At 69.2% G+C, this 16,376-nt stretch carries 19 protein-coding genes; 12 read left to right on the top strand and 7 right to left on the bottom strand.

What is annotated here, in order from left to right; genetic code table 11:
* Positions 1-17 precede the first annotated feature (17 nt).
* Positions 18-365 (top strand): phosphoribosyl-AMP cyclohydrolase, encoded by a 348-nt coding sequence (hisI, locus tag ABZ552_RS24640; RefSeq protein ID WP_281874469.1) that lies wholly within the window; start codon positions 18-20, stop codon positions 363-365.
* A gap of 12 nt (positions 366-377) precedes the next feature.
* On the opposite strand, the gene ABZ552_RS24635 is transcribed toward hisI, so the two are convergent.
* The 4 genes from ABZ552_RS24635 to ABZ552_RS24620 form a co-directional block, all read right to left on the bottom strand.
* Entirely contained in the window at positions 378-827 is a 450-nt protein-coding gene (locus tag ABZ552_RS24635) for a MarR family transcriptional regulator (protein WP_281919483.1), read from the bottom strand.
* 201 nt (positions 828-1,028) lie between these two features.
* On the bottom strand, positions 1,029-1,583 hold the full coding sequence (locus ABZ552_RS24630) for a permease (RefSeq protein WP_357439970.1): 555 nt from the start codon (positions 1,581-1,583) through the stop codon (positions 1,029-1,031).
* 50 nt (positions 1,584-1,633) lie between these two features.
* Positions 1,634-2,089 carry a peroxiredoxin gene (locus tag ABZ552_RS24625; RefSeq protein ID WP_281874465.1) on the bottom strand — a complete coding sequence of 152 codons (456 nt, stop codon included), beginning with the start codon at positions 2,087-2,089 and terminating at the stop codon, positions 1,634-1,636.
* A 142-nt stretch (positions 2,090-2,231) separates the two neighbouring features.
* Positions 2,232-2,543 (bottom strand): hypothetical protein, encoded by a 312-nt coding sequence (locus ABZ552_RS24620; protein WP_357439967.1) that lies wholly within the window; start codon positions 2,541-2,543, stop codon positions 2,232-2,234.
* Between the two features lie 188 nt (positions 2,544-2,731).
* Between ABZ552_RS24620 and ABZ552_RS24615 the strand changes: the two genes are divergently transcribed.
* The 11 genes from ABZ552_RS24615 (at position 2,732) to ABZ552_RS24565 (ending at position 14,286) form a co-directional block, all read left to right on the top strand.
* Positions 2,732-4,291: an anthranilate synthase component I gene (locus tag ABZ552_RS24615; protein WP_281917123.1), complete on the top strand. Its 1,560-nt coding sequence runs from the start codon at positions 2,732-2,734 to the stop codon at positions 4,289-4,291.
* Positions 4,288-5,088: a TIGR02234 family membrane protein gene (locus ABZ552_RS24610; RefSeq protein WP_357439964.1), complete on the top strand. Its 801-nt coding sequence runs from the start codon at positions 4,288-4,290 to the stop codon at positions 5,086-5,088. Before ABZ552_RS24615 ends, ABZ552_RS24610 begins: the two co-directional genes overlap by 4 nt.
* A 183-nt stretch (positions 5,089-5,271) precedes the next feature.
* The gene (trpC, locus tag ABZ552_RS24605; RefSeq protein ID WP_062970871.1) at positions 5,272-6,090 is read left to right on the top strand and encodes an indole-3-glycerol phosphate synthase TrpC; all 819 of its coding nucleotides are present in this window, start codon (positions 5,272-5,274) and stop codon (positions 6,088-6,090) included.
* Positions 6,087-7,352: a tryptophan synthase subunit beta gene (gene trpB, locus ABZ552_RS24600; protein WP_281874458.1), complete on the top strand. Its 1,266-nt coding sequence runs from the start codon at positions 6,087-6,089 to the stop codon at positions 7,350-7,352. Before trpC ends, trpB begins: the two co-directional genes overlap by 4 nt.
* On the top strand, positions 7,349-8,149 hold the full coding sequence (gene trpA / locus ABZ552_RS24595) for a tryptophan synthase subunit alpha (protein WP_281874456.1): 801 nt from the start codon (positions 7,349-7,351) through the stop codon (positions 8,147-8,149). The genes trpB and trpA overlap by 4 nt, the downstream gene beginning before the upstream one ends.
* Before the next feature lie 182 nt (positions 8,150-8,331).
* A complete protein-coding gene (gene lgt, locus ABZ552_RS24590; protein WP_357439960.1) occupies positions 8,332-9,486 on the top strand; it encodes a prolipoprotein diacylglyceryl transferase in 1,155 nt (384 codons plus the stop codon).
* Positions 9,487-9,738: 252 nt separating this feature from the next.
* Positions 9,739-10,236: a TM2 domain-containing protein gene (locus ABZ552_RS24585; RefSeq protein WP_281874452.1), complete on the top strand. Its 498-nt coding sequence runs from the start codon at positions 9,739-9,741 to the stop codon at positions 10,234-10,236.
* Positions 10,237-10,450: 214 nt separating this feature from the next.
* Positions 10,451-11,176 (top strand): amino acid ABC transporter substrate-binding protein, encoded by a 726-nt coding sequence (locus ABZ552_RS24580; RefSeq protein ID WP_350356470.1) that lies wholly within the window; start codon positions 10,451-10,453, stop codon positions 11,174-11,176.
* An 11-nt stretch (positions 11,177-11,187) separates the two neighbouring features.
* Positions 11,188-11,856 (top strand): amino acid ABC transporter permease, encoded by a 669-nt coding sequence (locus tag ABZ552_RS24575; protein WP_281874448.1) that lies wholly within the window; start codon positions 11,188-11,190, stop codon positions 11,854-11,856.
* A gap of 103 nt (positions 11,857-11,959) precedes the next feature.
* Positions 11,960-13,378 (top strand): pyruvate kinase, encoded by a 1,419-nt coding sequence (pyk, locus tag ABZ552_RS24570; RefSeq protein ID WP_281874446.1) that lies wholly within the window; start codon positions 11,960-11,962, stop codon positions 13,376-13,378.
* A 95-nt stretch (positions 13,379-13,473) separates the two neighbouring features.
* Entirely contained in the window at positions 13,474-14,286 is an 813-nt protein-coding gene (locus ABZ552_RS24565) for an acyl-CoA thioesterase II (protein ID WP_245676355.1), read from the top strand.
* A 20-nt stretch (positions 14,287-14,306) separates the two neighbouring features.
* On the opposite strand, the gene ABZ552_RS24560 is transcribed toward ABZ552_RS24565, so the two are convergent.
* The 3 genes from ABZ552_RS24560 to ABZ552_RS24550 all read right to left on the bottom strand — a co-directional run bounded on the left by ABZ552_RS24560 (position 14,307) and on the right by ABZ552_RS24550 (position 16,265).
* On the bottom strand, positions 14,307-14,690 hold the full coding sequence (locus ABZ552_RS24560) for a hypothetical protein (protein ID WP_281874444.1): 384 nt from the start codon (positions 14,688-14,690) through the stop codon (positions 14,307-14,309).
* A 191-nt stretch (positions 14,691-14,881) separates the two neighbouring features.
* The gene (locus ABZ552_RS24555) at positions 14,882-15,502 is read right to left on the bottom strand and encodes a low molecular weight phosphatase family protein (RefSeq protein ID WP_281874443.1); all 621 of its coding nucleotides are present in this window, start codon (positions 15,500-15,502) and stop codon (positions 14,882-14,884) included.
* A 250-nt stretch (positions 15,503-15,752) separates the two neighbouring features.
* The gene (locus ABZ552_RS24550) at positions 15,753-16,265 is read right to left on the bottom strand and encodes a DUF4188 domain-containing protein (protein ID WP_281874441.1); all 513 of its coding nucleotides are present in this window, start codon (positions 16,263-16,265) and stop codon (positions 15,753-15,755) included.
* Between the last annotated feature and the right edge of the window lie 111 nt (positions 16,266-16,376).

Raw genomic sequence — 16,376 nt, 5'->3', positions numbered from 1 at the left:
CCTGTTATAACGGTGCTATGAGTCTCGATCCCGCAATCTCCGCCCGTCTCAAGCGCAACGACGCCGGGCTGGTGTCGGCCGTCGCGCAGGAACGCGCCACCGGTGACGTGCTGATGGTCGCGTGGATGGACGACGAGGCGCTGGCGCGCACGCTGGAAACCCGCAAGGCGACGTACTATTCGCGCTCCAGGCAGCAGTACTGGGTCAAGGGGGAGACCTCCGGCCACACCCAGTACGTGCACGAAGTGCGGCTCGACTGCGACGGCGACACGATCCTGCTGGTGGTCGATCAAGAAGGCGCGGCCTGCCACACCGGCACGCACACCTGCTTCGATTCGGACGTGCTCCTGGCCGCGGGCTCCTGAACCGGCGGCAGGCTAGCCGCCGTTCGGGCGGTCGTCCCGACTGGCCGGGGCGAGTCCGCCGCGTTGGTCGAGCGTGTCGGCGAGCCGCTCGGCCAGCAGCTCGCCGAGGTCGGCGACCTGGGCTTTCTGCGCATCGTCCAAGCCGTCGAAGACCAAGTGACGCACCGCCTCCAAATATCCGGGGGCGGCTTCGACGACCTTCAGGTAGCCCTCGTCGGTGAGCACGGCGTGCACGCCGCGCCGCCCCGCCGTGGCGGAGCGCTGCGCCCACCCCATGCGCTCCAGCTTGGAGACCACGTGCGACAGCCGCGATAACGATGCATTTGCCTTGTGGGCGAGCTCACTCATCTGCAGTCGGTGGCCCGGTTCCTCCGACAACAGGGTCAGTACCCAGTACTCGAAATGCGTCACGCCGGACTCGCGCTGCAGCTGGGTATCCAGAGCGCCCGGCAGCCGCGTCATCAACGCCACGATCGCCCGCCACGCGCGTTGTTCGACCGGGTCGAGCCACTTCGTCACTGTGTGCCTTCTTTCAAGCCAAGTGACGTGGTCTTGTTCGTTGTCCTAGTGATTGTCGAAAAGCCTGTGCACAGTCACCCGCGACATCGAGTTTGCCACGACTTCGCTCGACCGTCATAAAGATGCTGCGTGGCGTGTTTTCACTCACACGTCCCGCGCCGGCGTGTCCTCGGTCTTCGGAGTAGCCGGGTGTGTGCGCCGCCACCTGCGCAGAAGCAACAGCGCGACGGCGAGGAGGAACAGCGCCGTCGCGATCACGGCGCCGGTGAGCGCGGCGCCCCGGAACGCGGGCGCGTCGACATCGAGGATCCGCTCGCCCGCGTGGGCGGCGCTGCTGTTGCCGAGCACGATGGTCAGCGTCATCAAGTTGGGGATCGCGAACAGGATCGCGACGATCGCGGCCGCCCCGGCCAGGAACTTGCCCGCCTTTCGCCGCCACACCAGCACGGCGAACAGGAGCAGGAAAAGTGTGACGACGGTGCAGAATCCGCCGAAGAACAGACCCCAGCCGATGCCCTTGGCGAAGCTTCCGTGCACCATCGACCCGACCCGCTGCGCCCACCAGCGCGGGATGAACGCGGACAGGATGACGTAGCAGACGACCAGGACCGCGACGAGGACGGCGCCGCCGATTATCCGTGTGCGCCAGACGGCTGCCGCTGGTTTGCGCTCGCCCGGCTGAACGTCGGTCGGAGTCATGGTTCCAGCCTAGGCCGCCCCGTCGGCGGAAACCGGCTGCGGCGCGCGGGCTACCGGCTACGCAGGTAGTTCAGGGCTTCGTCCGCATGCACGGCGGCGCGCAACTCGCCGGTGATGATCTTGCGGATGGTGCGGTCGGTATCGATGACGAACGTTTGCCGCTTCACCGGCGCGAGTTTGCCCAGCAGTCCGCGCTTCACCCCGAACTGCGCGGCGACCGCGCCGTCGGCGTCGGACAGCAAGGGATAGCCGAGGCGCTGCTTCTCGGCGAAGCCGGCCTGGGTGCCGACCTTGTCGGTGCTGATGCCGACGCAGGTGGCGCCGAGGGCGGCGAATTCGGCGGCGAGGTCACGGAAGTGGCAGGCCTCGGCCGTGCACACGGGCGTATTGGCCGCGGGATAGAAGAAGAGGACCAGTGGGCCGTCCGCCAGCAGCGCGCCGAGCGAACGGGGGGTGCCGGACTGATCGGGAAGCTCGAAATCGGGGGCGAGCTGTCCTTGCTGCATACCCGGGAACACTACCGGGCGCTTGGTCGAATCGTGGTGTCGCGTTCCCGAGGCGGGAACCTGTCGCTCGTGCCCGTCGATGCGCCGCCTGGGATGCGATCGCCGCGTCGGTGGGCGGGCACGAGCCGGGGTGCGCGGGCGGCTACGCGCCGATGAGCGCCGCCACCTCAGGATTCTTGATCGCCATCACATCGAGGATGCCGTGGGCGCGCAGGAACGGCCTCAGCTCTTTGATGCGGTCGCTGTGGACGGCGTACTCGTCGGGGAAACGGTTTTTGTCCAGGGACTCCAGTGCTTTGACGTAGGTGACGAAGGAGGCGAGCGCATTGCCGGGAGCGCCGTGATGGCGGACCGGATCGCTCGTGCCCGCCGTCCGTGGAGCGTGGCGGTGCGGGACGCTGTGGTTCGGGACGTGCCGAGGACTCTCGGGCGCTACCGATGGCGAGGGGTACATCAGTTGTCTCCTCTCGAGATGGATACCGCATGCGACGTGGAACGCCGCGAGTGTAGTGAGCGGCGCCACACCTCCGGCGGCCGCGTGGGAACCGGACGGTCGACCTGATTTGTCGGGTTTGTCGCCTCCGGCGTCGCGACATCGGCACCGCTCACCGGCCGCCCTGCCCGGCCTGGGATGATGAGTGCATGCCAGGCGCGTCCACTCCCACCACCACGACCCGCGAACAGTTCCATCAGCTGGCCGCGGAGCACCGGGTGGTCCCGGTGATCCGAAAGGTCTTGGCGGACTCCGAGACTCCGCTGTCGGCCTACCGCAAACTCGCGGCGGACCGGGCGGGCACGTTCCTGTTCGAGTCCGCGGAGAACGGCCGGTCGTGGTCGCGCTGGTCGTTCATCGGCGCCGGGAGCCCCTCGGCGCTGACCGTCGTGGACGGCGAGGCGGCCTGGCTGGGCAGCGTCCCGGCCGACGCGCCCTCCGGCGGTGACCCGCTGCTGGCCCTGCACGAGACGCTGGAGTTGCTGCGCACCGAGCGCCTGCCCGGGCTGCCGCCGCTGACCGGCGGCATGGTCGGATACCTCGGCTACGACGCGGTGCGCCGGATGGAGCGGTTGCCCAGCCTGGCGGTCGACGACTTGCGCCTGCCGGAGATGGTGTTGCTGCTGGCCACCGACCTCGCCGCGTTCGACCATCACGAAGGGGCGATCACGCTGATCGCCAACGCGGTCAACTGGAACGGCACCGCCGAGCGGGTCGACGAGGCCTACGACGACGCGGTGGCCCGGCTGGACCGGATGACCGCCGCGCTCGGCGCGCCCGCGGATTCCACCGTGTCGGTGTTCGACCGGCCCGAGCCGCGGTACCGGCGCCGGCGCACCACCGAGGAGTTCGGCGCGGGCGTGCGCCGCCTGGTCAAGGAGATCGAGGCGGGCGAGGCGTTCCAGGTGGTGCTGTCGCAGCGTTTCGAGATGGACTACGACGGGGCGCCGATCGACCTGTACCGGATGCTGCGCGCGTCCAATCCGAGCCCGTACATGTATCTGCTGCACATCCCGGACGGCGCGGGCGGCACCGCGTTCTCCATCGTCGGCTCCAGCCCGGAAGCGCTGGTCACCGTGAAAGACGGTGTGGCGACGACCCATCCGATCGCGGGGACCCGCTGGCGCGGCGGCACCGAGGAGGAGGACCTGCTGCTGGAGAAGGGCCTGCTCGCCGACGAGAAGGAGAACGCCGAGCACCTCATGCTCGTCGACCTCGGCCGCAACGACCTGGGCCGGGTGTGCGAGCCGGGCAGCGTGCGAGTCACCGAGTACCGGCATATCGAGCGCTACAGCCATGTCATGCACCTGGTGTCGACGGTGTCGGGCCGGTTGGCGCCCGGCCGCATCGCGCTGGACGCGGTGCGCGCCTGCTTCCCGGCGGGCACGTTGTCCGGTGCGCCCAAGGTGCGCGCGATGGAATTGATCGAGGAGCTCGAGCCGACCCGGCGCGGCATCTACGGCGGCGTCGTCGGGTACCTGGATTTCGCCGGTGACGCCGATACCGCGATCGCCATCCGCACCGCGCTGCTGAAGGACGGCACAGCCTACGTGCAGGCGGGCGCGGGCGTCGTCGCGGACTCGGATCCGGAGTACGAGGACGTGGAATCGCGCAACAAGGCGATGGCGGTGCTGAAGGCGGTGGCGGCAGCCGAAACGGTGCGCGCCTACGGCGCGGAACCGGGTACGGCGGACGGCGGGGCACTATGACGGCTGCCCATCCCGAAGACGAATCGGGCCGGGCGCGGGAACCGGTCCCGGAGGCGAACGCGCCGGCGGCGGAGAACTCCGCGACGCACGCGGAGGCGGGCGACGGAAACGAGCCGCGCCGCAACTACCCGGTGGCGCCGGTCGTGTTGCTCGCCGTCGCAGCCGCCGCGCTGTGGGCGTCGTCCCGGATGACCTGGGTGACTATCACCTCCTCGGACGGGCTCACCCAGCCCCGCACCGATCACCTCGACGGCGGTGTCTGGTTCGGCGCGCTCACCCCGCTGGCGCTGGTGCTGCTCGCGTCGATCGCGGCGGTGCTGGCCACGAAGGGCTGGTTGCGCCGCGTGGTCGGCGTGCTCATCGCGTTGGTCGCGGCGGTGGCCGCGGTACCCGCCTTCGCGCTGCTGACCCATTCCGGCAAGACGGCCGAACGTGCCGCGACGCTTGCCGAACTCCCGGCGCGCGCCCAGGTCGAGACGGCGACCACGTCGGCGTTCCCGGCCGTGCTCGCGCTGCTCGGCGCGATCGCCGCGTTCGGCGCGGGCGCGCTGCTGGCCCGCATGCCCGCCGAGTCGGCGCGGCTGTCCGGCAAGTACGACAACCCGGTGTTCCGGCGCGCCGCCGCCTCGGCGGAAGTCACGCAGCGGCGCGCGGACGACCCGTCCGCTCCGCAGCTGTCCGAGCGCGTGCTGTGGGACGCCCTGGACGCGGGCACGGACCCGACCGACGAACCCGCGGCCGGGCACGAACCGCCGGCGGACCCGGATCACGGCGAGGCGGGCCGACGTGGCCGCTGAGCTGTCCCCGCGCGGCGGGTGTGGCGGGTGCCACCTTGCGCGGAGCCCTTCCGCGTGGTTCAACCCGAGCCCCGGCGCATACGCGCCCGGTAGGTCCATTTATTCTTTGTCAGCATCGGTGAGACAGCGCCTGGGGGGATTCTCAGGTAGCAAGTCCGTCTCCCCAGAAAGGATTCGAGCCAGATGACGGTACTCGACTCGATTCTCGACGGGGTCCGCGCGGATGTGGCCGCTCGGGAAGCCCTTCTCGACTTCCAGGCGGTCAAGGCGGCCGCCGCGGCGGCGCCGGCGCCGCTGGACGCCCGCGCGGCGCTGCTCGAGGACGGCATCGGCGTGATCGCCGAGGTCAAGCGAGCAAGCCCGTCCAAGGGCGAACTCGCGGACATCCCGGACCCGGCGAGCCTGGCCAAGTCCTACGAGGACGGTGGCGCGCGGATCATCAGCGTGCTCACCGAGGGCCGCCGCTTCAACGGGTCGCTGGACGACCTGGACGCGGTCCGCGCCACGGTGAACATCCCGATCCTGCGCAAGGACTTCGTCGTCGGCCCGTACCAGATCCACGAGGCGCGCGCGCACGGCGCGGACGTCATCCTGCTGATCGTGGCGGCGCTGGAGCAGGACGTGCTGTCCTCGCTGATCGACCGCACCGAGTCGCTGGGCATGACCGCGCTGGTCGAGGTGCACACCGAGGAGGAGGCCGACCGCGCGCTGGAGGCGGGCGCGTCGGTGATCGGCGTGAACGCCCGCAACCTCAAGACGCTCGAGGTCGACCGCGACGTGTTCGCGCGAATCGCGCCCGGCCTGCCCACCGAGGTCATCCGGATCGCCGAGTCCGGCATCCGCGGCACCGCCGACCTGCTGGCCTACGCGGGCGCGGGCGCGGACGCCGTGCTCGTCGGCGAGGGACTGGTGACCAGTGGCGACCCGCGCGCGGCGGTCTCCGAGCTGGTGACCGCGGGCACCCACCCGTCCTGCCCGAAGCCGGCGCGGCGGGGCCGGTGACCGGCGTGACAGCGGTACCCCAGGCCAGCGACGGCGTCGCCCAGCGCAGCGGCCACGAGCCGGACGTGGGCGGGCACTTCGGCGTCTACGGCGGCAGGCACGTCCCCGAGGCGCTGATGGCGGTCATCGAGGAGGTGACCGCCGAGTACGAGAAGTCCCGGCTCGACGAGTCGTTCCTCAACGAGCTCGACCGGTTGCAGCGCGACTACACCGGGCGCCCGTCGCCGGTGTTCGAGTGCACGCGCCTGGCCGAGCACGCGGGCGGCGCCCGCATCCTGCTCAAGCGCGAGGACCTGAACCACACCGGCTCGCACAAGATCAACAATGTGCTCGGCCAGGCGCTGCTGGCCAAGCGGATGGGCAAGAACCGGGTGATCGCGGAGACCGGCGCGGGCCAGCACGGCGTCGCCACGGCGACCGCGTGCGCGCTGCTCGGCCTGGACTGCGTCGTCTACATGGGCGCGGTCGACACCGCGCGCCAGGCGCTGAACGTGGCGCGCATGCGCCTGCTCGGCGCCGAGGTGATCTCGGTGACCTCCGGTTCCCAGACGCTCAAGGACGCCATCAACGAGGCGCTGCGCGACTGGGTGACCAACGCCGACGACACCTACTATTGCTTCGGCACCGCGGCGGGCCCGCACCCGTTCCCGATGCTGGTGCGGGATTTCCAGCGCATCATCGGCATGGAGGCCCGCGCCCAGGTCCAGGCCGCCACCGGCCGGCTGCCCGACGCCGTGGTCGCGTGCGTCGGCGGCGGATCCAACGCCATCGGCATCTTCCACGCGTTCCTCGACGACGCCGACGTCCGGCTGATCGGCTACGAGGCGGCCGGTGACGGCGTCGACACCGGCAGGCACGCCGCCACGTTCACCGGCGGGACGCCGGGCGCGTTCCAGGGCGCCTACTCGTACCTGCTGCAGGACGAGGACGGCCAGACCATCGAATCGCACTCGATCTCGGCGGGCCTGGACTACCCGGGCGTCGGCCCGGAGCACGCCTATCTCAAGGACGTCGGCCGCGCCGAGTACCGGCCGATCACCGACACCGAGGCGATGGACGCGCTGCTGCTGCTGAGCCGCAGCGAGGGCATCATCCCGGCGATCGAGTCGGCGCACGCGGTGGCGGGCGCGCTGCAATTGGGCAAGGAACTCGGGCCGGGCGCGATCATCCTGGTGAACCTCTCGGGCCGGGGTGACAAGGACATGGACACGGCAGCGCGGTGGTTCGGGCTGTTCGACGAGCCGAAGGAGCAGGGCCGGTGAGCCAGCAGTCCCGCTTGGCGAACACCTTCGCCGCCTGCCGCGCCGAGGGCCGCGCGGCGCTGATCGGCTACCTGCCCGCGGGTTACCCCGATCTGGCCGGCTCGATCGAGGTCGTGCGCGCCATGGTCGACGCCGGATGCGACATCATCGAGGTCGGCGTCGCCTACTCCGATCCCGTGATGGACGGCCCCACCATTCAGGCCGCCGCCGAACAGGCGCTGCGCGGCGGCGTGCGGGTGCGCGACGTGTTCTCGGTCGTCGAGGCGATCACCGGCGCCGGGGGCCAGGCCGTGGTGATGAGCTACTGGAACCCCGTGCTCAAGTACGGCGTGGATCGCTTCGCGCGGGACCTGGCCGCCGCGGGCGGCTCGGGCATCATCACTCCGAACTTGATTCCGGAGGAGGCCGACGACTGGTTCGTCGCCTCGTCCACGCACAATCTGGATCGCATCTTCCTGGTCGCGCCGTCGTCCACCGAGGAGCGCCTGGTGAAGACGCTGGAGGCCAGCCGCGGCTTCGTCTACGCGGCCTCGACCATGGGCGTCACCGGAGCGCGGGACATGGTGTCCTCGGCCGCGCCCGCCTTGTGCGCGCGAATCCGGGCGCATTCCGACATCCCGATCGGCGTCGGGCTCGGCGTTCGCTCCGGGGCGCAGGCCGCCGAGATCGCGTCCTACGCCGACGGCGTCATCGTCGGTTCGGCGCTGGTGAGCGCGGCGGGGCAGGGACTGGACGCGGTACGGGCGCTGACGGCGGAACTCGCCGAAGGCGTGCGGTCGGCGACCGTCGCGTCCTAACCGCTCGCGCCGGTCCCGTGACCGGCACGGGCCTGCCGCGAATCGGCAGTCGCCGTTACCGGCCGGTCCGGTCGCCACGGTGACCCCGGATCAGCCGCTCGGCGCCGTGTGTGCGAGCCCGCCCACGACGAGGGCGGTGCGGTGGTGGCGAGGCGGGCGGGCATCTCCGCTACGGTGGCCCCGTGACGTTACGAGTCCTCGCAGACAGTGTCCTGGCCGACGGCGGCGTCAGCGGCGCCGTGCTGGCCTATCTCCCCAGCCCCGCGCGCGGCGTCTGGCAGCTCGGGCCGTTCCCGCTGCGGGCGTACGCGCTGTGCATCATCCTCGGCATCATCGTCGCGATCTGGTGGGGCGAACGGCGCTGGCGCGCCCGCGGCGGGCAGCCCGGCGCCATCCTGGACGTCGCGATGTTCGCGGTGCCGTTCGGCCTGGTCGGCGGCAGGCTCTATCACGTGGCCACCGACTGGCAGAAATACTTCGGCGCGGACGGCGATCCCGTCGACGCGCTGAAGATCTACCAAGGCGGACTCGGCATCTGGGGCGCGGTTCTCCTCGGCGGCGTCGGGGCGTGGATCGGCTGCCGGGTGTACAAGATCCCGTTGCCCGCCCTGGGCGACGCCGTCGCGCCGCCGATCCTGCTGGCGCAAGCGATCGGCAGAATCGGCAACTATTTCAACCAGGAGCTGTACGGGCGCGAGACCGACCTGCCGTGGGGTCTGGAGATCTACCGGCGGGTGGGCGACGACGGCCGGCTCGACATGATGAACGGCGTCTCCACCGGTGTGGTGGAGAAGGTCGTGCACCCCACGTTCCTGTACGAGCTGCTGTGGAACCTGCTCGTCGTCGTGCTGCTGGTGTACGTGGACAAGCGTTTCCGGATCGGCCACGGGCGCCTGTTCGCGTTGTACGTCGCCGGCTACTGCTTCGGACGGTTCTTCATCGAGCTGATGCGCGCCGACGAGGCGACGAAGATCGCGGGCATCCGGATCAATTCGTTCACCTCCGCTGTCGTGTTCCTCTGCGCGATCGCCTACTTTCTGTTCGCGACGAAAGGCCGCGAGACGCCCGAGCAGTTGCGACCCGGCGGGAGCCCGCGGCCGTGGCCGTGGCAGTTCCGCGCGCTGCGTGCCGCCGGGGCGGCCCCGGCCGAGAAGCCCTCGCAGGCAGCCGGACCCGAGACCGGGACCGCTGCCGATGGGGCGGAGAGTGCACCGGAGGCCGAATCCCATGCGATAGAAGGACAACGAGAGAATGAGACCGCCGGGCCTACGGTCGAGCCCTCCGGAACCGACTCGGAACCGGCGGATTCGGAAAAGACGGCTTCGGACAAGAACTGATCGTCCGGGGCGGGCCGGGTGCGCGAGCGGACTCGGCCCGCCCCGTGATGTGTCGGGTCGGCAGCGAATCCTCATCGGGGGGCAACGATCGAGCGATCGGCGGCGATAACCACGCGTAGGACCGAACCTTCCGGGGGCGACAAGCCGGTCGATCCCGGTGACAATGGCTCCCGATCGTCGCGAGCGCGGTTCGGCGGTCCAGTAAGGCCGGGGGCCGACAAGAGGGTGCCCGCACTAATGAGGAGGACATGAGTGACCGACCCTTATCAGCAGAATCCGAGCGCCGGGGGCCCGCAGTACGGCCCGCCCGGCACCGGCCCTGACCTGACCAAGCCACTGGACGCGCAGAGCCAGCCGCAGTACAGCCCGCCGTCGGATCCCTACGGTCAGCCGCAGTACGGCCAGCCCGTCGACGCCTACGGTCAGCAGCCGGGCGGCTACCCGCCCGCGCCGTATCCGGGCGTCCCGCAGGGCTACAACCCGAACGACCCGGAGGCGCCCTGGGGCCGCGACCCCTTCGGTGCGCCGCTGTCGGACAAGCAGAAACTGGTCGCGGGCCTGCTGCAGATCTTCCTCGGCAGTTTCGGGGTCGGCCGTTTCTACCTCGGATACACCGGTCTGGGCATCGCCCAGTTGGTGGTGAGCGTGCTCACCTGCTTCACCGTCGGCTGGATCTGGGGCATCGTCGACGGAATCCTGATGCTCACCGGCAAGGTGCCCGACAGCAACGGCCGCCCGCTGCGCGACTGAGGCGGTATCGGCAGTATCCGGAGGCGGGCACGGCGCGTGCCCGCCGCCATGCCGTCGCGGGCCGGACCTCGAGCACAACCCTTCGGCGCACCATGATCGCGATACTGTCGCTCGCGGAGGTACGGGCGTAGCGTGACCGGATTCGTGTGCCGTGTGTGGAGCTCCACGCACCGAAGAGAGGGATCCCGTGCGTCGTAGATTGTTCGCCGCCGCCATGCTCGCCGTCGTCGCCGCCACCGGGCTGAGCGCGTGCGGCGACAGCGACCCGAACGTGTTGAAGGTCGGCACCGAGGGCACTTACGCGCCGTTCAGCTTCCAGGGCTCCGACGGCAAACTCACCGGCTACGACGTCGAGGTGATCCAGGCGGTCGGCGACAAACTCGGCAAGCGGGTCGAGTTCGTGCAGACGCCGTGGGACGCCATCTTCGCGGGGCTGGAGTCCAAGCGCTTCGACCTGGTGGCCAACCAGGTGACCGTGAACGACGAGCGCACGGCGAAATACGCGCTGTCGGCGCCCTACACCACGTCGGCGGGTGTGATCGTCACCCGGGCCGACAACAACGCCGTCACCGGCCTCGCCGATCTCAACGGGAAGACCTGTGCGCAGTCGGCCACCAGCAACTGGAGCAAGGTCGCCACCGACGCGGGCGCGAAAGTCGAAGCGGTGGAGGGCTTCGTGCAGGCCATCCAGCTGTTGAAGAACGGCCGCGTGGACGCCACCGTCAACGACAACCTCGCCGTCGCGGAGTACACCAAGAAGACCGGCGACACCGGAGTGAAGATCGCCGCCCGCACCGGATCGGTGAGCAAGCAGGCGTTCGCCGCGCGCAAGGGCGACGCGCTGATCACCGACGTGGACAACGCGCTGAACCAGCTGCGCGCCGACGGCACCTTGGCGAAGATTTCCGAGAAATACTTCGGCACCGACGTCAGCCAGTAGCCGCATCGTCGATGGACGCCGCCACCCGGGACCTCATCTGGCACAACCTGTGGCCGATGCTGCAGGCCACCGTGACCAAGACTCTTCCGCTCACCGCGATCAGCTTCGCCATCGGCCTGGTGCTCGCGCTGTTCGTCGCGCTGGCCAGGATGTCGCCGGTGTGGCCGGTGTCCGCGGCCGCCCGCTTCTACATCTCGATCATTCGCGGCACGCCCTTGCTGGTGCAGCTGTTCATCGTGTTCTACGCGCTGCCGCAATTCGGCATCGTGATCGACCCGTTCCCCGCCGCGGTGATCGCGTTCAGTCTCAATGTCGGCGGATACGCGGCCGAAGTGGTGCGCGCGGCGATTCTCAGCGTCGCGACGGGGCAGTGGGAGGCGGCGCAGGCACTCGGCATGTCGTACCCGATGATGCTACGGCTGGTCATCCTGCCGCAGGCCGCGCGGATCGCGGTGCCGCCGCTGTCCAACACGCTGATCTCCTTGGTGAAGGACACCTCGCTGGCCTCCACCATCCTGGTGACCGAGCTGCTGCGCGTCGCCCAGCTCGCGGCCGCTCCCACGTTCGACTTCTTCGCGCTCTACGGAGTAGCGGCGCTGTATTACTGGGTGATCTGCCTGATCCTCGGGTTCGGGCAGACCCGGCTGGAAACGAGGTTGGCCCGTCATGTCGCCCGATGACTACCCGTTTGTACCTGCAATGGAGCTGTCGTTCATTTTTTTCACCAAGGATTCACCGTGGCCACGGCGGGACCTGCACACCGAGCGGGACTAGGCTCTACTCGTGATGCGACGGACGAAGATTGTGTGCACGCTCGGGCCGGCCACTGCCACCGAGGACCGTATCCGCGAACTCGTCGAGAGCGGTATGGACGTGGCTCGGCTGAACTTCAGCCACGGCGAGCACTCCGACCATGCCGAGAACTACAAGAAGGTGCGTCAGGCTTCCGACCACCTCGGCCGGGCTGTCGGCATTCTCGCCGACCTGCAGGGTCCCAAGATCCGCCTCGGCCGCTTCCTGGAAGGCAGAACCGTCTGGGCGACGGGTGAAGAGGTCCGCATCACCGTCGACGACATCGACGGGACCCACGACCGCGTGTCCACCACCTACAAGGAACTGGCCAAGGACGCCAAGCCGGGCGATCGGCTCCTGGTCGACGACGGCAAGGTCGGCCTGATCGTCACCCGTGTCGAAGGCAACGACGTGGTCTGCCGGGTGACCGAGGGCGGTCCGGTCTCCAACAACAAAGGCGTGTCGCTGCCCGGCATGGATGTGTCGGTTCCCGCCCTGTCGGAGAAGGACATCGAGGACCTGGAGTTCGCGCTGAAGCTCGGCGTGGACTTCATCGCCCTGTCGTTCGTGCGGTCCCCGTCCGACGTCGAGCTGGTGCACGACGTGATGGACCGGGTGGGCCGCCGGGTGCCGGTGATCGGCAAGCTGGAGAAGCCGGAGGCGATCGACAACCTCGAGGCCGTGGTCCTGGCCTTCGACGCGGTGATGGTCGCGCGCGGCGACCTCGGTGTCGAGCTGCCGCTCGAGCAGGTGCCGATCGTGCAGAAGCGCGCCATCCAGATGGCCCGCGAGAACGCCAAGCCGGTCATCGTCGCCACGCAGATGCTGGAGTCGATGATCGACAACTCCCGTCCCACCCGCGCCGAGGCATCGGACGTCGCGAACGCGGTGCTCGACGGCGCCGACGCGGTGATGCTGTCGGGCGAGACCTCGGTGGGCAAGTATCCGATCGAGACGGTGCGCACGATGGCGCGCATCGTGCACGCGGTGGAGACCGAGTCGACCCGGGTGCCGCCGCTGACTCACGTGCCGCGCACCAAGCGCGGCGTGATCTCCTACGCCGCCCGCGACATCGGCGAGCGGCTCAACGCGAAGGCGCTGGTCGCGTTCACCCAGTCGGGCGACACGGTGCGCCGCCTGGCCCGGCTGCACACGCCACTGCCGCTGCTGGCGTTCACCCCGCTGCCGGAGGTGCGCAGCCAGCTGGCGCTGACCTGGGGCACCGAGACCTTCATCGTGCCGACCGTGGACAGCACCGACGCGATGATCCACCAGGTGGATGTAGCACTTCTGTCGATGGACCGATACCAGAAGGGTGACCTGGTGGTCATCGTGGCCGGGTCGCCGCCCGGTACCGTCGGTTCCACCAACCTGATCCATGTGCACCGAATCGGTGAGGAGGACCATTAGTGAGTGCTTCCCTGAGCAGCCCCGTCGGCGTCGCGGAGCCGGATGCGCAGCGTTCCGATCTGGATGTGCTGCTCGGCCTGCTCGATCTCGAGCAGATGGACGAGGACGTGTTCGTCGGCCAGCACCCGGAGAAGGTGTGGAGCCGGACCTTCGGCGGCCAGCTCGTCTCGCAGGCCATCATCGCGGCGGGCCGCACGGTCGGTGACCGTCCCGTACACGCCGTCAACGCGCACTTCGTGCGCGGTGGCGACGTGAAGAAGCCGATCGAGTACCGGGTGGACCGGCATCGCGACGGTCGCGCGTTCGCCAACCGGACGGTGACCGCGAGCCAGGACGGTCAGGAGCTGTTCGTCATGCTCGCCGCGTTCCAGGACTGGGGCACGGGGCTCGAGCACGCGCACGCCCAGCCGGAGGTGCCGGATCCGGAGACGCTGCCGCGGGTGGAGGAGAGCTTCGAAGGCTTGGAGGACAAGCTGGAGATGTTCGTCAAGGCGCCGCATCCGATCGACATGCGCTACACCAACGACCCCGCGTGGATTCTCAAGGGCACGGGGGAGCGGCTCAACCACAACCGCGTGTGGATGCGCGCGGACGGCAGGCTGCCCGACGACCCGCTGATCCACGTGGCGACGCTGGGCTACTCGTCCGACACCACGGTGCTGGACTCCATCATCACCACCCACGGGCTGTCGTGGGGTCTGGACCGCATCGTCGCGGCGACGGTCAACCACTCGATCTGGTTCCACCGCCCGTTCCGTTTCGACGAGTGGGCGCTGTACTGCACCGAGTCACCGGTGGCCGCGGGCTCCCGTGGCCTGGCGACCGGCCGCTTCTACTCCCGCAGCGGTGATCTGCTGGCCACCACGGTGCAAGAGGGGCTCATCCGCCACTTCCCCGCGCGGCGCTGAGGTTCGCCGCAGTCCGGGGTTCACAGCAGTTCTAGGTCGCGATCGATGTCGAGATCGACGTGAGTGCGTTGCGATGCGCGGATCGAGACCGGGATCCCGGGTCCCGGCTCGGTTCGCGCCAACGCTGAGACGGCCCGCAGCAGTTGGCGTTCGAGTGCGGCCAGGTGCTCGTCGGTGAGCTGGTCGGGTGCGCCGACCAGACTGAGCGCGATCTCGTAGGTCGCGCGGTCCGCAGCAGGGTCGGGGGGATCCGTGGGGTAGCGGCTTTGCAGCTCCGCGTGGGCCGGGTCGTCGCTGTCGACCGGCAAAGTGAAGCGCCAGGCGAACACGTCCCGCTCGGCGAGGTGTTCGTCGACCACCGCGCGGACGGTGTCGACGACGCGTTCGAGGGTTTCCGGTGTCACATAAACATGGAGCGAAACATCCGAAATGCGTTTCGGCATGTCTGATTCCTGTCCTGTGTCGAACCAGCAACGGCGGGAATGGTGTCCGGCGGGAGTTTAGTGCGTCCGACGCGGAAAAGAACACAGCCGGTTGGTAACAGGTTGATACGCGGTGGATCCGGGCGCGCTATCGAGTGCGAAGGTTCCCCGGGTCAGCGGGTGCGTTGGGCGGCGAGGAAGGTCGCCAGCGGTGCGGGCGCGCCGCCGGGGCGGATCACCAGTCCCCGGCGCTCGTCGTGCGGCCAGCGCGGTTGTTCGTGTGGAGCCAGCGCCAGCAGCAGCGGCACCAGCGCCTCGGCGATACGATCGCCGACTTCACAGAACGCCTGGGCCGACAGTCCGACCGGGTCGGCGATGTTCTCCCGGCCGACCAGCGACAGGTCGTTGCGCGCCCGGTGCAATTCGGCGACCGTGCGCGCGCCGGTGACGTGCGCGATGCGGTGGGCCTCCAGCAGCGTGAACGTGCGCGCTCCGGCGCCGAAGGCCAGGTCGATCACTTGCTCGCGAATCTGCTCGGTCATCGTGAGGACCAAGTCGGCCTTGTCGATCATCTCCGGCTTCAGCCGGCGGGCCCGGAAGTTGCTCGCGTCGGCGCCGAGCCCGGCGATGGTCTGCGCGGCGAGCGGCTCGACCGGAAATCCGACGAGCGCACGGGTTCCGGCGCTCTCGGCGGTGAGGTAGGGGAGATCGTGTTCGACCGCGAGGGCGCGCGTGAGCCGCTCGGCGATCACCGAACGGCAAACGTTGCCGTTGCAGACGAACAGGACGTGCATACCGATAACGATAAACGGCGCAGAGGCTATCAGACGGACTCGAGTCGTTAGTCCCACATGTGGGAACAACATATTCATCTGTTCGTAGCGCGCCGTACACGAAGTGCGCCGCTTTCGGCCGTTGGCCTGCGATGTAGGTCACTTCGAGAGGTGGTGTCGTTCGTTTCTTCTCCTGGCTGTACCCCGGAGTTCGCGCATTCAAACGCTGCGTTGTGATTGCCTCGTGATATGACCGGGGCGGGCAGGCAGGCTACTCGGATTCGCCAGGGTAGTAAACGGATTCGCTCACGACGGGTTCGATCCCGGCCGGTCCGCCGTGGACCCGGCCGCGGGTGGAGAACCGGTGACCGCGGGAGGCGACGACCGGTGCGAACCGTGCGAGTCCGGTCGGCGGGTCCATGTCGTCGTACATGGCGTCGATGCCGCCGCGGGCGAAATAGGCCTCGTGCCAGAACCCGGTGCCACCGGAGTCGCGCAGGAACTTCTGCCACCAGTCCCGGTGCGGCGCGGTCCGCGTCCATGCTTCGAGGCTGTCGAGATCGCGCCAGTACTGCCGTGCGCCCCAGTGCGGCGGGAACAGCGCCCAGACGAGGTCTTCGTGCAGCAGCAACCCGTCCGGCCGATCCTTGTGCGAGCGATAGAGTTTCGGCCCGAGCCCGAGCAGCCGCAGCATTCCCCGCGGCCGCCGCACCCGCATGCCGATGTAGATGACCACCAGATCCGGATACTCGGACAGGTCCACGGTGGTCCTGTTCACCCTCATCGCATACCTCGCTGCCCCGGCCACCCAATGTCGCCATACGGAATAACGATCCAGCGACCGAATCGGTTCGACGGAAACGAAACGGAACTACTCCGAGACCTATCGCCGACG

Source organism: Nocardia sp. NPDC019219, from assembly GCF_040632645.1.
GTDB classification, from domain to species: Bacteria; Actinomycetota; Actinomycetes; order Mycobacteriales; family Mycobacteriaceae; genus Nocardia; species Nocardia sputorum.
The sequence above is the reverse complement of the archived record's forward strand: the minus strand, read 5'-3'. Positions and strand labels throughout refer to the sequence as shown.

Coding starts and splice junctions, on each gene's coding strand:
- hisI (WP_281874469.1), top strand. CDS start 18: ATGAGTCTCGATCCCGCAATCTCCGCCCGTCTCAAGCGCAACGACGCC.
- ABZ552_RS24635 (WP_281919483.1), bottom strand. CDS start 827: ATGACGCGGCTGCCGGGCGCTCTGGATACCCAGCTGCAGCGCGAGTCC.
- ABZ552_RS24630 (WP_357439970.1), bottom strand. CDS start 1,583: ATGACTCCGACCGACGTTCAGCCGGGCGAGCGCAAACCAGCGGCAGCC.
- ABZ552_RS24625 (WP_281874465.1), bottom strand. CDS start 2,089: ATGCAGCAAGGACAGCTCGCCCCCGATTTCGAGCTTCCCGATCAGTCC.
- ABZ552_RS24620 (WP_357439967.1), bottom strand. CDS start 2,543: ATGTACCCCTCGCCATCGGTAGCGCCCGAGAGTCCTCGGCACGTCCCG.
- ABZ552_RS24615 (WP_281917123.1), top strand. CDS start 2,732: ATGCCAGGCGCGTCCACTCCCACCACCACGACCCGCGAACAGTTCCAT.
- ABZ552_RS24610 (WP_357439964.1), top strand. CDS start 4,288: ATGACGGCTGCCCATCCCGAAGACGAATCGGGCCGGGCGCGGGAACCG.
- trpC (WP_062970871.1), top strand. CDS start 5,272: ATGACGGTACTCGACTCGATTCTCGACGGGGTCCGCGCGGATGTGGCC.
- ABZ552_RS24580 (WP_350356470.1), top strand. CDS start 10,451: ATGCTCGCCGTCGTCGCCGCCACCGGGCTGAGCGCGTGCGGCGACAGC.
- ABZ552_RS24575 (WP_281874448.1), top strand. CDS start 11,188: ATGGACGCCGCCACCCGGGACCTCATCTGGCACAACCTGTGGCCGATG.
- ABZ552_RS24565 (WP_245676355.1), top strand. CDS start 13,474: ATGGACGAGGACGTGTTCGTCGGCCAGCACCCGGAGAAGGTGTGGAGC.
- ABZ552_RS24555 (WP_281874443.1), bottom strand. CDS start 15,502: ATGCACGTCCTGTTCGTCTGCAACGGCAACGTTTGCCGTTCGGTGATC.
- ABZ552_RS24550 (WP_281874441.1), bottom strand. CDS start 16,265: ATGAGGGTGAACAGGACCACCGTGGACCTGTCCGAGTATCCGGATCTG.